At 67.6% G+C, this 13,407-nt stretch carries 11 protein-coding genes and 1 pseudogene; 6 read left to right on the top strand and 6 right to left on the bottom strand.

Annotation, left to right across the window (positions count from 1 at the left end; genetic code table 11):
- Positions 1-8 precede the first annotated feature (8 nt).
- The 3 genes from MKK49_RS23635 to MKK49_RS23625 are packed head-to-tail and all read left to right on the top strand — an operon-like array spanning position 9 to position 2,739.
- A complete protein-coding gene (locus MKK49_RS23635; RefSeq protein WP_244032534.1) occupies positions 9-1,148 on the top strand; it encodes a sensor histidine kinase in 1,140 nt (379 codons plus the stop codon).
- Positions 1,132-1,557 carry a response regulator gene (locus MKK49_RS23630; RefSeq protein ID WP_244032525.1) on the top strand — a complete coding sequence of 142 codons (426 nt, stop codon included), beginning with the start codon at positions 1,132-1,134 and terminating at the stop codon, positions 1,555-1,557. Before MKK49_RS23635 ends, MKK49_RS23630 begins: the two co-directional genes overlap by 17 nt.
- 12 nt (positions 1,558-1,569) lie before the next feature.
- The gene (locus MKK49_RS23625; RefSeq protein WP_244032523.1) at positions 1,570-2,739 is read left to right on the top strand and encodes a hybrid sensor histidine kinase/response regulator; all 1,170 of its coding nucleotides are present in this window, start codon (positions 1,570-1,572) and stop codon (positions 2,737-2,739) included.
- Positions 2,740-2,770: 31 nt separating this feature from the next.
- On the opposite strand, the gene MKK49_RS23620 is transcribed toward MKK49_RS23625, so the two are convergent.
- The 5 genes from MKK49_RS23620 to MKK49_RS23600 form a co-directional block, all read right to left on the bottom strand.
- Positions 2,771-2,998, bottom strand: a complete 228-nt coding sequence (locus MKK49_RS23620; RefSeq protein ID WP_244032521.1) for a carbohydrate porin — start codon at positions 2,996-2,998, stop codon at positions 2,771-2,773.
- A gap of 35 nt (positions 2,999-3,033) precedes the next feature.
- Entirely contained in the window at positions 3,034-4,878 is a 1,845-nt protein-coding gene (locus MKK49_RS23615; protein WP_244032518.1) for a PAS domain-containing sensor histidine kinase, read from the bottom strand.
- A 549-nt stretch (positions 4,879-5,427) separates the two neighbouring features.
- Entirely contained in the window at positions 5,428-6,303 is an 876-nt protein-coding gene (locus MKK49_RS23610) for an SDR family oxidoreductase (protein ID WP_244032516.1), read from the bottom strand.
- A gap of 289 nt (positions 6,304-6,592) precedes the next feature.
- Entirely contained in the window at positions 6,593-6,967 is a 375-nt protein-coding gene (locus MKK49_RS23605) for a VOC family protein (protein ID WP_244032514.1), read from the bottom strand.
- A gap of 39 nt (positions 6,968-7,006) precedes the next feature.
- On the bottom strand, positions 7,007-7,741 hold the full coding sequence (locus MKK49_RS23600; protein ID WP_244032513.1) for a dienelactone hydrolase family protein: 735 nt from the start codon (positions 7,739-7,741) through the stop codon (positions 7,007-7,009).
- A 417-nt stretch (positions 7,742-8,158) separates the two neighbouring features.
- Here MKK49_RS23600 and MKK49_RS23595 point away from each other — a divergent pair.
- Positions 8,159-8,308: pseudogene (locus MKK49_RS23595) on the top strand (DNA polymerase V); the annotation flags it as partial.
- Between the two features lie 858 nt (positions 8,309-9,166).
- Here MKK49_RS23595 and MKK49_RS23590 read toward each other — a convergent pair.
- Positions 9,167-10,894, bottom strand: coding sequence for a hypothetical protein (locus MKK49_RS23590; RefSeq protein WP_244032511.1), 1,728 nt, complete (start codon positions 10,892-10,894; stop codon positions 9,167-9,169).
- Between the two features lie 833 nt (positions 10,895-11,727).
- Between MKK49_RS23590 and MKK49_RS23585 the strand changes: the two genes are divergently transcribed.
- Entirely contained in the window at positions 11,728-12,972 is a 1,245-nt protein-coding gene (locus MKK49_RS23585; RefSeq protein WP_244032508.1) for an N-acetylmuramidase domain-containing protein, read from the top strand.
- On the top strand, positions 12,969-13,292 hold the full coding sequence (locus MKK49_RS23580) for a hypothetical protein (RefSeq protein WP_244032505.1): 324 nt from the start codon (positions 12,969-12,971) through the stop codon (positions 13,290-13,292). The genes MKK49_RS23585 and MKK49_RS23580 overlap by 4 nt, the downstream gene beginning before the upstream one ends.
- Positions 13,293-13,407 lie beyond the last annotated feature (115 nt).

Raw genomic sequence — 13,407 nt, 5'->3', positions numbered from 1 at the left:
GTGAACAGATGAGCGACGCGGCCCAGCCAAGACCCACCGCCCCTGACGAGGCCGATTTCCGCAACCTTGCGGAGACGCTGCCGCAGCTCGCCTGGATCGCCGACGGAACGGGCAGCATCTTCTGGTACAATCGCCGTTGGTACGAATACACCGGGACCACCTTGGAGGGGATGCGCGGCTGGGGCTGGCGCGACGTCCATCACCCGGACCACATCGAGCGCGTGGTCGCTCGCATCTCCGTCGCGTTCGAGACCGGGGAGCCGTGGCAGGACACCTTTCCGCTTCGTGGCGCGGACGGCAGGTATCGCTGGTTCCTGTCGCTGGCCAATCCCTTCCGCGATGCCGAGGGGCGGGTCATCCGCTGGTACGGGACGAACACCGACATCACCGACCGCAAGCGCATGGAGGCGCGGCTTGCGGGCAAGGCCCGCGACCTGCGCCGGACGAACGAGGAACTGGAGCAGTTCGCCTATGTCGCCTCGCACGACCTCAAGGCTCCGCTCCGCGGCATCGAGAACCTCGTCGGCTGGATCGAGGAGGACCTTGAAGGTGCGCTCACCGGCGACGTTCAGACCAACATGGATCTGCTGAAGAGCCGGGTCCGCCGGCTGGAGAGCCTGCTCGACGACCTGCTGGCCTATTCGAGGGCCGGGAAGGCCGACGTCACCTTCACGCCGGTCGACACGAAGGCCCTCGTCGAGGAACTCGCCGTGCTGGTGAGCCCACCGGAGGGCTTCGCAATCGTCGCCTCGGACGATCTCCCGACCCTGAATGCGGCGAAGGCCCCGCTGACCCAGGCGATCCAGAACCTTATCGGGAATGCGATCAAGCACCATGACCGTCCGGGGGACGGCGAGGTTCGGGTCGATGCGCACCCAGCGGCGGACATGGTAGAGTTCGTGGTGACGGACGACGGTGCCGGCATTCCGGAGCAGTTCCGGGAGCGCGTGTTCGGCATGTTCCAGACCCTGAGGCCCCGCGACGAGGTCGAGGGCAGCGGCATGGGACTGGCCATCGTCAGGAAGCTCGTCGAGCGCCAGGGCGGCAAGGTCTGGTTGACCGAGGGTCGGGAGGGTCGCGGCCTCTCGGTCCATTTCACGTGGCCGCAGGACGGAGCGAAGGGGAGTTCGGATGGGTTCGACGGTTAACCTGCTGCTGGTCGACGACGACGAGGTCGACGTCCAAGGCCTCAAGCGCGCGTTCAAGAAGAGCAAGATCGGGAACCCGATCACGGTCGCCCGCGACGGCATCGAGGCGCTGGAATTCCTGCGCGGCCAGAACGGCAAGGAGAAGCTGCCGAAGCCCCACCTGATCCTCCTCGACCTCAACATGCCGCGCATGAACGGGATCGAATTCCTGGAGGAGATCCGGGCCGACGAGGACCTGCGCACCGCCGTGGTGTTCATGATCACCACCTCGAAGGCGGACGAGGACCGAATGCGCGCCTACGGGCACAACGTGGCCGGCTACATCGTTAAGAAGGACCCGGCCAACACCTTCATGGAGGCGGTCTCCATGCTGGAGCACTTCTGGAAGGTGGTCGAGTTCCCGCAGTAGGCCACGACACGCGTGGAAGCCCCGACCCGCATTCTCCTGATCGATGACGACGCCGTCGACAGGGCCTCCGTGCGCCGCGCCCTGAAGAAGTCCGGGCTCCGGCACGACCTGACCGAGGCGCCCGACGGCACCACCGGCCTGCGCCTGGCGCGGGAGGCGGCATTCGACTGCGTGCTGCTCGACTACCGCCTGCCGGACGTCGACACCTTCGATCTGTTGGCGTCGCTTCTCGGCCTCGGCGGGCAGGCGGTGCTGATGCTCACCGGCGAGGCCGACCAAGAGATCGCGCTCAGGCTGATGCGGGCGGGCGCCCTCGACTACCTGACGAAGGCGGAGGCGACCCCGTCGAGCCTCGCGCGGGCGATCCGGTATGCCGAGGCCCGGCGCGGGTTCCAGGCGGAACTCGCCCAGGCCCGGCGCGAGGCGGAGGCGAAGTCGCTCGAACTCGACACCCTCAACCGCCAAAAGTCGCTGTTGTTCTCGATCATCGCCCACGACCTGCGCAACCCGTTCCAGGCGCTGCTCGGCCTCTCGGAGGTCCTGGGCAAGGCCGTGGTGGCCCGCGATGCCGCCTCCATCGAGCGTCGGGCCAACGGTATCCACGAGGCGGCCTCGCAGGCCTACGCGCTGCTGGAGAGCCTGTTCTCTTGGGCGAGCCTGCAGATGGACACCCTTGCCGTCTCCGTCACCGACGTCGACCTCGACGCGATGGCGGCGGAGGTGATGAAGGGAGCCTCAGAAGCGGCGGCCGACAAGGGGCTGACCCTCGTCGTGAGGTGCGATGGCCTCGTCGTGCGCGCCCAGCGCGACATGCTCGCCACGGTGCTGCGCAACCTCATGAGCAACGCGGTGAAGTTCACGCTGCCGGGCGGGACCGTCACGGTCGCCGGTCGGGTCGAGGGCGGCGAGGTCGAGATCTCGGTCGCAGATACCGGCGTGGGCATGCCCCCGGGCAAGGTGGACGACCTGTTCCGGCTCGACCGGCGCACCACCACGAACGGAACGGCCGGCGAGCGGGGAAGCGGGCTCGGCCTGCTGCTCTGCCGCGACCTCGTCGAGCGCCAGGGCGGTGTCCTGACCGTGTCCAGCGCCCTCGACAGGGGGACCACGTTCCGTTTCCGGTTGCCGGTTCCGGTGGCGCCAGACTCAGTTGCCGGGGGCGTGGCCGCACCGATCCCGTAAGAGCCAAGGGGGAGTCGCCGGGGCGGAGTGGTCAGTACCGCACCGTGGAGTGCTGTCCCAGGACGGACGCGTCCCCGATCCGCGTCAAGCCGGTCGCGAACGGCTTCGGAATGCCGCCGGCGGAGCGGACGATGAATTGCGCTGTCGGCTGCACGGCCCTGCCCGGCATCACCTGCGCCGGGAAACTTGCCCCGACGCCGATCTCACTCGACCGCACCGGATATCGGGTGCCCGAGCACAGCGCCGTATCCGAAGGCATTCCAGGGGCTCCATCCGTACGCATCCTCCCGACCCTCAACGGGTTCCGAGCGCGTCGCCAAGCACCGCTTCCAGGTCCGAGACGCCGAACGGCTTCCTGAGGAGGACGGCGGTCGGACCGACGGCCTCCTCGATGGCGGCGGTCTCGGAATAGCCGCTCGCGAAGACGATCGGCAGCCTGGGTCGCCGCGCCCGCGCCAGGGCGGCCACCTGGGCACCGTTCATCCCCGGCATCGCGTAATCGACCAGCAGCAGGTCGGGCTCGGCACTTTCCAGCGCGGCAAGCCCGCGCTCGCCGTCCTCGGCCACGACCACGTCAAAGCCAAGGCTTTCCAGCGATGCGGAAAGGAACCGCCGCACATCCGGATCGTCGTCGATTACGAGCACCTTCCTGGCCTCGTACGTCACGGACGGACCGGTCGCCGCATGGTCCGGCGCCGCCTCGGGCGCGGTGCGCACGAGCGGCAGCGATATGACGATGGTCGTGCCGCGGGGCAGGTGGCGCTCGATCCTGGCCGTGCCACCGGCCTGCGAGGCCATCGCGTAGACCTGGCTGAGCCCGAGACCGGTGCCCTTACCGACACCCTTGGTGGTGAAGAACGGCTCGAAGGCGCGTGCCGCGACATCCGCCGGCATGCCAGTGCCGGTGTCGGAGACGCTGATCTCGACGTAGGCACCCGCACTCGGACGGGATTCCGCGTCCACCATCCGTTCGGCGATCTCGATTGTCAGGTCGCCGCCCTCGGGCATGGCATCGCGCGCGTTGATGGCCAAGTTCAGCAGCGCCATCTCAAGCTGCGTCGGATCGGCCATCACGCCGAGGCCCGGGCGAACCTCGTCGACGGCCACGCGGACGAGCGGTCCTGCCGAGCTCAGCAGGATCTCGTTCATCCCGGCGATCAGGCCGGTCATATCCGTTGGCCGGAGTTCGAGCTTCTGGGCACGCGAGAAAGCCAGCAGCTGCGCCGTGAGCTTGGCGCCGCGCTCCGTCGCCTGCAGGCCGTTCCGGGCGAGCCGCGCGACGCGCTCGGGGTCGTCGGGCCTGCGCAGGATGAGGTCGAGGCTGCCGTGGGCCGCCTGGAGCAGGTTGTTGAAATCGTGCGCCAGCCCACCGGTTAGCTGGCCGACCGCCTCCATCTTGTGGCCTTGCCGGACGATCTCCTCGCGCCGCAGGTCCTCGGTGATGTCCCGCCCGACCGTGTAGAAGCTCCAGCTCGCCACATCGGCCTCGGGCACGGCGGACCATGCGTACGCGATGGGTGTCCCGTCGGCCTTGAGCAGCCGGACGTGGAACTGATGTACGGCCTTGCCTTCTCGGAGCGTGGCCACGACGTCCCCGGTCGCCGCGAGGTCGTCGGGATGGATGATGTCCGAGAACGGCCTCGCCATTATCTCCGTTTCCGACCGGCCGAGTTGGCGCGACCACGCCGGGTTGATCGACGTCAGGTAGCCGTCGAAGGTGGCGACGCCGAACAGGTCGCGGCTCATCTCGAACAGGCGGTCGCGCTCGCGTTTCGCCTCGGCGACCTGCCGACGCTGGATGGTCACCTGTCCGGTCGTCTCGGTGCAGGCACAGAACAGGCCGGCGACGCCACCGCCCTCGTCGGGTACCGGCGTGTACGAAAAGGAGAAATGGGTCTCCTCGGGATAGCCGTTCCGATGCAGGGTAAGCGTCAGGTCGTCCATGTGGATCGGCTCGCCCTCGAACACGCGATCCATCAACGACCCGACCGAATCGCGGACCTCGGGCCAGGTCTCGAAAAACGGCCGCGCGTACGCAGCCGGATGCCGGGGACCGAGCATCGCCGAATAGCCGTCATTGTAGAGCAGGATGCGCTGCGGCCCCCAGGCGATGAACATCGGTTGGCCCGAGTTCATCATCACCCGCACGAGGGTCGTCACGGCCGGGGGCCAATCGCCGGCCGGACCGAGCGGGGTGCTGGTCCAATCCTGACCGCGAAGGAGTGTCCCTGTCTCCCCGCCGCCGGGAAAAAGTCCATGCATCAAGGGTGACGACGAAACGCTCAACGGAAGCTTCGTCCGATGCCGCGCTGGCAAGGGCACGAAGAATGGCGGTTGTCGGCTCCGAACGTCCCGGGAAGTGCTGTCACGCCACGAATCCTGTCGTCACCGCTCCGCACTCCGAATCCTCAAGGTCATCAACCGTGTCCCGGTCGGGTCACCAGCGTCAATCTAGACCAGGCCCAACCGTTCCGGCATGGCAGCGCCGGAACGGGGCACCGCTGTGGATACGCATGCCTCACGTTCCTGGGCCGCCGCCGTCGCATCCGCCAGGCTGCCTACCGGCACCTCGGACCACCGACCTTCGGACCCGCTAGATAGTTCGTTCGGGGAGGCCGCGCGATGCCCACGCGGCCTCCCCGATCATCACGCAACGGCCAACAGGACCGGACTTGCCGAGACGGACGATCAGAAGACGGGCATTCCACCCGCCACCGTGACCAGGGCGCCGGACGTGTAGCTGCTCTCGTCGGACGCCAGCATCACGTAGGCCGAGGCGAGCTCGGCCGGCTGGCCCGGGCGTCCGAACGGCACCTTCGAACCGAACGACTTCACCGAGTCCTGGTCCATGCCGGAGGGGATGAAGGGCGTCCAGATCGGTCCCGGCAGGACGCCGTTCACCCGAATGCCCTTCTCCGCCAGCAACTGGGCGAGGCTTAGCACCATGTTGCTCAGGGCGCCTTTGGTAGCGCTGTAGGCGAGCAGCGACGGCATCGGGTGCTTCGAGTTCACCGACGAGGTGAAGATCACCGAGGCACCGGGCTTCATGTGGGCCATGGCCGCCTTCGTCACGTAGAACGGGCCGAAGACGTTCGTGCGGAAATGGTCCTCGAACACACGATCCTCGATACCGTCGAGCCCCTCGTTTGGCTGCTGGAAAGCGCCGTTGTTCACGAGGAGGTCGAGGCCGCCGAACGCCTCGGCGGTGCGTGCCACGATCGCGCGCCCGTACGCCGGGTCCTTGAGATCTCCCGGCAGGAGGAGCGCTCGCCGGCCCGCCTTCTCGATCCAGCCCTGCACCGCCTCGGCGTCCGCCTGCTCCTCGGGCAGGTAGGAGATGGCCACGTCCGCCCCCTCGCGGGCGAAGGCGATGGCGACCGCCCGCCCGATGCCGCTGTCACCGCCGGTGATCAGCGCGGCCTTACCCGAGAGCTTGCCCGAGCCCTTGTAGCTCTCCTCGCCGTGATCGGGCTCGGGCGCCATCTTGCCGGTCTTGCCCGGAAAACCCTGGGGCTGGGCCTCGAACGGCGGCCGTGGGTACCTGTGCAGGGGGTCGGTCGTCATGACATTTCTCCGAAGGGGATGCCGACCCAACAGGATGCCCCCGGTGGTGTTCCTGTCGCCGTCGCATGCCAGTCCGGCCTTTCGACATGGGACGCAAGCCGGAACCGGGCCCTCGGACTGTTCCAGATGGTTAACGGATTCCTTCCAACGAGGTACCGATGCCGGGTCAGGCCGCATCTTCCTTTGAGGCCCGTCATCGCCCAAGCGGTTGGCCGGCGCCCGTCCTGGGCGAGTGTGGGCCTGATGTCCGGATGAGATTTCGGTGAACCCACCGAGGACGAGCCGTAGGTCATCCCGTCGGCTTGGATCGCGCGGTCAGCTTGTTTCCGTCCGGATCACGGAGGTAGGCGACGAAGGCACCGTTCGGGCGCTCGGCGGGTGGGCTCTCGACCGCTTCGCCCCCGTGCTCGGTGCCTGCCCTATGCCAGGCGAGAACATGATCCGGGCTCGCGGCGGCGATGCCGATGGTGCCGCCGTTGGCCGGGGTCGCGGCTTGGCCGTTGATCGGCTTGGTGATCATCAGGCGACTGCCCTCGCGGACGTAGATCAACCTGCCCCTGGCATCCATCTCGCCAGGCTGGCCGCCCAACGCGGCGAACGTGGCGTCGTAGAAGACCCTGGCCCGCTCAAGGTCGTTGCTGCCGATCATGACGTGGGTGAACATGCCTTCCCTCCAAAGGTCGACCGACCGCCGCTCCGAGGGTCAACGGAGCGTGCGCTGGTACATCGCCCTCAGCTCGCTCCAGCCACGCTCGGCGGCCTCACGGTCGTACATGGGAAAATCCGGCATCATCCAGCCGTGCTCGGCCGGGTAGGTCTCGGTACGGAACGTCACGCCGGCGCCGGTGAGCGCTTGCTCAAGCTTGGCGGCCATCTCGGGCGGGTAGCTCCGGTCGTTCTCGGCCGCCGCGACGTAGACCTCCGCCTTGATATGCGGCGCTCCCCGGTGCGGGCTGGTCGGCGCCTCCGTGGCGAGGTTCCCGCCGTGGAAGCTCGCCGCGGCGGCGAAGCCGTCAGGGAACGCAGCCGCCGCAGCGAGCGCCATGCCGCCGCCCATGCAGAAGCCGACAGCGCCGACCCGGCGGTCCACGACGTCGCTGCGCGAGCCCAGGTAGGCGAGGAGTGCGCCCGTATCCTCGGCGGCCTTGTCATTCCCGGTCGTCGCCATCAGCGGACCGAGGATGGCTCGAAAGTCCCCCTTGAACACCTCTGCGGGCACGAAAGCCTCGTAGGGCCCGAAGCGGTAGAACAGGTCCGGCAGCAGCACGACGTGACCGGCGTCCGCGAGACGCTGCGCCATCTCGACCATGGCGGGCCGTATCCCGCCGGCATCCATGTACATGATCGCTGCCGGCCACGGGCCAGCGCCTCCGGGCGTCAGGACATACGTGGGGCATGCGCCGTCGTGGGTCCGGACGGTCACTTGTTCGTACGGCATGAAATGGCTCCAGGCGTGCAATGCGGCTGGCAGTTTCGCAGGGAAGCACACCTTCCTGATGTCCGGCAGGATCGGCGGATGCCCGCTTTAGGATGTAGGATGCAGACGCCTCAAGGCGATGGGCCCGAACTCGTACGGCAGGAGCTTCCAAGACCCCAAGGAAGATAGGCTGCGGATGTTGCCGGCCGCCCTGGGACCGAGTGGTAGCGATAGCAGGTAGCGCTACCCGCTGTCGCTACGCCCTCGGAGCCGAGAATTCCCGCCGACTTTCGTGCCGAGGCGCGGATTGCCGCCAGGACATCCACCCGCCCGGGCAAGCCTTCGCCCACCAAACGTGCCTCCCCGAACAAGCGTAGCCGCTATACGGAACCCGCCTAACATGTTCTTCTTTTGTTCCTGGATTCGCGGAGGAGCACCATGCAGATCAGCGGCGTCACCATCGGCTTTCCCATGCCGGTTTCCCTTCTCGCCAAGGCTGTCCGGGCAGGTTTCCCCAGCCCAGCGGACGACTTCATCGAGGAGGAGATCGACCTTCAGCGTCTACTGATCGTCAATCGCCCGGCCACCTTGGGGAGCGCCATGGGCTTCATGGGACTTTGATGGGGATTTAGGGATCGGCCATGGGGCGCGCGTCCCATGATAACCGTCGGCGATCCCCCATGCTCACGGTCTTGGAAGACCATGCTGGCCCATGGGCCGGGCCATGGGCGCTCCATGGGGCGCGATGGGCTGGTGATGCTGATCACGACGTCTGGGCGCCATGACGAGATGGAGTCCTGCAGGGCGGCGCGGGATGTGATGGCGAGGTGGGGCATGCCCATGAAGGGGGCCGCCACGACATGCAACGGACAACCCCCGAGGGGGACGCCGACGGCCTACATGAAGCCCCCAACACGGGACGCGTCATCAACCACGGTTTGAACAACACGTGTTGGGGAAATCATGTTGTTGAAATGGGCATGCGCGATGCCGCCTCGGGGCATGCCCAGACATGAAAGAACCCCCCGCCCGTGAGGACGAGGGGTTCATCGAGAGTTGTGGTGCAACTTCATCGAGCCCGAGAGCCCCTGTATATTACCAGGCTCGTGGCAATAGACAACGCCTATCTGAAGGCGGAGACGGCCTTGCGCTTCCTTTCTTCGCTGATGGCCCTCGCCCTGTCGGCCAACGATCTGAGATGGGCGCTACGATCCTCACGAGACATTGACGCCCAAATCTTGTCCGGGTCCGGAGCAGTCGCCTTAGGCTCCGGCGAGGCCACCTGGGCCACGGGCGCCATTTCGATCCTCACCAGCGGCCGGACCTGAGGACGAGGCGCAGGGACGGTCGCCACGGCCACCTGCCTGACCGGTGCGGGGGAATCCGTGCGAGGGGGCAGAGGGGCCCACATGCTCTCTTTGCGCGGGACGGGGACAGGGGATTCCCTCACCTGGGCAGCGGCCAGGGCAGAGGCCTCGGCGGCGGCTTTGGCCAGCGCTCGCTCCTCGTTGAGCAGGACCTGGATGAAGGCCGGCAGGGGGGGACGGTCGACGGGAGCGGGTGACGAGACAGGGGGCGGAGAAAGGGGCGCGGGGTCGACGACGGGCCGGAGAGAACGGGACCGGAGAGAAGTCTCACGGGCAGGACGGGGCGGAACGAGGGCTCCGAAGAGGGAGACCCGGTCCCTCCGGAAAGGAGGCTCTCCTCACCCTCCGGGAAGGGAGCGGTCACACCGGCACCAGGACCGCACAGAACCTCCGGAGAGAGGGTCTCCAAAGAGGAAGGGGTACTCCCACGGCCCTCCGGAGAAGGGGCGACCACGGGCTCCGCAGCGGGGGCGACCACCGGAGGAGAGGAGACCACGGACCCCTTCGGGAGAGAGGCATCCCGGGCCTCCGGCGAAGGGGGGAGTCTCATATGTGGAACCATTTTGAACGATCCCTTTGATCTGGAAGGTGAAATCGCGACAAGGGTCACGTCAAGAACCTGCTGCATAATGGCGGTCACCTGACCCTCGTGGCTCGCCCTGACACGAAAGGAATCGTGGATCGGGAGAGCCTCGATGCCGGCCTTCTCGCAGGCCTTGAGAACGCGGACGGCGATCCCGCTGTCGATGTTCATCAGGTCGATGCCTCGGTCGGCTCCGATGTCGGCGGCGATGGGCGCGTTCCGGGCGACGACGGCGTTGACCAGCCGCTCCGTGTACGACCTGGTGTGAGGCCAGGCGCCCGGGGATTCGATGTTCCGGAACAGCAGCGCGTTGATGGCCAGCGGGAGGGACCAGGCGTTCAGCGCCACGTTTAAGGCGAGCTTGCCATGGGCCCGAGGGAAGACGCCGGTCACGTAAGGGTCGCCGACGAGGACGGCTCCGCGCAGCGCGTAGAGCAACTTGGGGTGGATGAACTCGAAGTCGGGCTCGAACGTAACCTCGCCATCGATGAGGAGCTCGGACCGCCGGATTTTCGGCAGGCTCTGCCACCACCCGTAGATCCTGCCGCCCTTGTCGAAGCGGCCACGGCCATAGACGCGATACACGTCGTTGCCGGGTGTGGGGCAGACCGTCGCCCACGTCTCCCGGCCATCCTTCACCTTCCTGGCCCGGATGCGGTGCCGGCCAACATCCCAGTCGCTGGGGTCGGCCTCGTCGGAGATGCCGACCGAGATCTGGCTCATGTAGGCGTTGATGCCGTCCATCTCGCGCCGCATGCGAGCGACGCGCTCCGTCTCACGGAATGCCATCGGGTTGCCCTCGGCGTCCCGCAAGCGGATGGGGCTGCCCCGCTCGTACTCCAGCGTCACGTCGCCGAGGGCATCGACCAAGGCGTCCTCGGCCCAGAAGACCGATTGCAGGCCGGTGGTCAGGTGGTCGCCAGGCTTGGCCTTTAGGTGCCCCAGCAGGCCGGCCGAGACGGCCTCGTCCACCGCGTTGACGACGGTCCTGTGAGAGAAGGCGGTATTCTCGAATCTATTGACGTACCAGTCGCGCCGCCGGGAGTACGAGACCACGGGCTGTTCGGTGCCGTGCGCGATCAGCGCGGACGCCAGGACGCTGGCGCGGGCCTTCCGGTACGGGTTCTTGCCGAGGGTGGCGAGGCCGGGGAGATCGTGGAGGTGATCGGGGACGGACCAGTGATAGTCCAGGGATCGCGATTGGGCTGCTGAATGGGGGGCCATGGGGATCTCGATGACCGCGAGCAGGCACCACACCGCCACGGTTACGAGACATGTTCACCCGGATTTGCCCTATTACCAGAGGGTCTTAGCCCGCCGGAAATCCGGCGCACCCCGCTACTTCCGCGCTGACCCAGACAGGTCGCGACCCCCGATCCATCGCGGGTATGAGAGGCCTGGCGTTGGTGACTTCGAGGCGGGCTGAAGAATCCTCCACCCGGTCCTGAAATCGAATTCTCGGCCTCGCCTCAGGAGCCAACTTTATTTGCGGGCTCCGCCCATCAAGCCGTCCCAGAGGCCCTTGACGTCGCCTACCTACTAGTAGGTCGGCGAATCGGCAGCGATTCCATACAGTTGCGCGGTCTCAGGGATCGGGGCTTTCCATCACATGAGTTCGGTTCGTCCTTGCGTGAGCGACGCCTACGTCGTGGCGCGCGATGAAGTCGTCGATCACGTCCGGGACCGCATCGAGGGCAAGGGCTACACGCCGGCCGAGATCGCCCGGAACCTGGCCTCCACCCGCCGCCAGTTCGTGAAAAGGTTCATGAACGGACGCGAGGAGATCTCGCTCAAGAGGGCGATCTCCATGGCCGAGGCGGTTAGGCCTTCGGGTCCGGGTGGTCATCGAGACCGACGAGAGCATGGCACCGCGCCGGTACGCCGATGCCCCGCGGGAAGTCTACGAGCGGGCACCGCGGGGGGTGTCCGTTGCAGACGCCGGCCGCCCCTTCTCAGGCACGGCGCCGTCGGGTCCGGGTTCTCCCCTCACCCTGTCCTGATCCTGAGGATCTCCCGCTTCCTGGCGGTGCCGGCCTTCCATCATCCCGGAGCCGGGCATGCGCCTCCCCAACGACATCGTGCAGGCCTGTGTCGCCTACTCCCCGCAAGCCGGCGTCGAGCCCGCATGCCTCCTCACCGTCGTCCAGACCGAGACCGGGGGCCGGCCTTTCGAGGCGGCAGACCTCGATCCGTCCGACGGCATCGAGCCCGCCATGCTCTTCGAGCGGCACATCTTCCTGAAGCGGCTCAAGCTGCTCGCCCCCGGCCTGGTGGCCACGGCGAAGAAGCAGGGTCTGACGGTTCCGAAATGGCAGGGCCCTGGGTCCACGCAGTACGCCGACCAGAAGACGTCAGCCGGTCGTCTCGCGCTGATTGCCAAGGCGGCCGCCCTCCATGCCGAGGCCGCCTACCAGTCCGTTTCGATGGGCCTGTGGCAGGTCATGGGATTCAATTTCGCCGCCGCCGGCTACGGGTCCGCGGTGGAGATGCATGCTGCCCTGACCCGAGGCGGGCTGCCTGCGCACCTGGCCTGCGGCATCGCCTTCATGCGCTCGAAGGGGCTGCTCAAGAAGCTCGGCGCCCACGACTGGGCCGGGTTCGCGAAGGGCTACAACGGGCTCGCGTACCGTAAGAACGAGTACGACACGAAGCTGGCCGAGGGGTACGCGACCTGGACCGCGCAGCTGCGCGCCGCACCGGTCGCCGCCCAGGTCGTCGCCGATCCGACGGTGCTGAAGCTGGGAGACAAGAACCCGCGCGTCCGGGCGCTGCAGGAGGCGCTCAACGCCTTCGGAATGGTCGTCAAGGTTGACGGCGATTTCGGCCCCAAGGTGCGCCGAGCCGTGGCAGGGGCGCAGGTCGAGCTCGGCATGACCGGGGACGGCGTCGCCACGCCGGAGTTCGTGACCCGGCTGGAGAACGCGCCGAAGATCTCGCAGGGCGCCCGTGAGACCGCCACCAAGAAGGAGGTCAAGCAGGCCTCCTTCGCCGCCAGGATCGGCGACCGGTTCCGCAAGGGCGGCGCGGCCGGCTTGGGCGTCGTCGGCGTCTACCAGGGCTACGCGGCCACAGCGCAGTCCACGGTCGACCAGGTGAAGGGCGGGATCGACAGCGCGAAGGCCGCGCGGGAATCCGTGGCCTCCATCGTCGGCGAGGGTTTCGGCGCCACCGTCATCGCCTGGGGCCTGAAGCACTGGCAGGCCATCGCGGTCGCCGGCGTCTGCGCCACCGCGGTCGCCGTCGGCGGGTCGCTCCTCGGTAGCTCGATCAGGGCGTACCGGGCGGGGAGGCTCGTCGCATGAGGATGGATCTCCTCACCTACATGCCCGTCGGTGCGCTGATCGGGCTGATCGCCCTGTTCGTGTTCACGCCCATGGGCGGGATCGCCCTGGGCCTGCTGGCCTCGTCGAAGGTCGCGCGCTGGTTCGCGGCGGCCGGCGCCGTGGTGCTCGGCCTGGTGTTCGCCGCCGGCCGATTCCGCGCGGCCGGGCGCCGGGAAGGCCGCGCCGGTGTCGAGACGGCCAACGCCGCGGCCAAGGCGGACCGGGAGCGCATCGAGGCATCGATAGAGGGGAGGACGGACGATGAGGTCGCCGCCGAGTTGGGGAGGTGGTCCAGATGATCAGGATGTGGACGCTGGCAATCGCCCTGACGTTTTCGTTGGGAGCATGCTCCACGCTGACTGGCGGAGCTGGGGGCGGAAGCTTCTGCTCCGTCGAGAAGCCGATCAGGCCCTC

The sequence above is a fragment of the Methylobacterium sp. J-090 genome (genome assembly GCF_022829345.1).
In the GTDB taxonomy this organism is placed as follows: domain Bacteria; phylum Pseudomonadota; class Alphaproteobacteria; order Rhizobiales; family Beijerinckiaceae; genus Methylobacterium.
This window is presented reverse-complemented; position numbering and strand designations above follow the sequence as displayed.